Consider the following 949-nt stretch of genomic DNA (forward strand, 5'->3'; position numbering starts at 1 on the left):
GGTGATACTTTATTTAAATATAATAGATTTAAATGTAAAAGCTAATGCTGAAGTATGACTTTAACTGTCTGCTGCGCTATCAAATAAGCACTTTCGATATTACCTTCATGGCACCAGTCGCCACTCACAATCCACTGCTTTCGCTTATCTACTAATATCCCTAACGGCTCGCTGTCCTCGTCGGTCACGGTTGCCGCATAACGCCAGCGATGACAGTCAATTTGACTAGGAGCGCTATCGTCATTCCAGTTCAGTGCTTGCTGCGCTGCGACTAATAACTGCGCTTTAATAGTGTCGATGTCCTCATCAACATGCTGCTCTGACCAGTCATTACGGGCGTGAATCGTTATGCTCGGTAGCAGCGCCTCACGGCCAGGCTTTTGATGCTCAATAAATATTCTATCTAATATAGAGTCCTGCACATAGGCCACGTCCCACGCAGGCTTGTCACTGATTGTCTTTGGTAGATGCTTTATATCATCCCAACCAAGCATCAAGGTATAACAAGCCAGCATCTTAGGCTGCATGATTTGTGAGAGTTCACTAAAGCCGCTCTCTGCCATCAGCTCAAAAGCTTGCACGTTGGGCGCGGTGCAGATCACCCAATCAAACACGCCTAAGCGCTCACCACTCTCATCAAAAATCTCAGTCTGCTTGCTGGTTAAAGTGCTGTCAGTTTGCAAGTGAGCATCCGTTTGCGCATGAGTGTACTGTGCTAATGGCGCAACACGCGTCTTGAATTCAATCGTGCTCTGCTGCAATGTATCGGCCAGATCTCGGCCCCAACTGGTCATTTTTGGGGTGCTGATATAGCGCGCATGGTTGGTATCCCACTGCTCTTTGACCTCAGTTTTTGCCACGCTCTCTTTGCAGTTGGCAGGCGTTGTATTGACAACCTGTGCAAGCCAAGGCTGCAACAGTCCTGAGTCCAGCCAAGGCGCAATAAAGC

General features: G+C 47.9%; 1 protein-coding gene. It reads right to left on the minus strand.

The features are described from left to right. Positions 1 to 41 precede the first annotated feature (41 nt). Positions 42 to 949 (minus strand): NAD(P)/FAD-dependent oxidoreductase (locus tag ACTXGO_RS14760; protein ID WP_443575053.1); only part of this gene is annotated, 908 nt, incomplete at its 5' end.

This window comes from Psychrobacter sp. T6-1 (assembly GCF_052258445.1).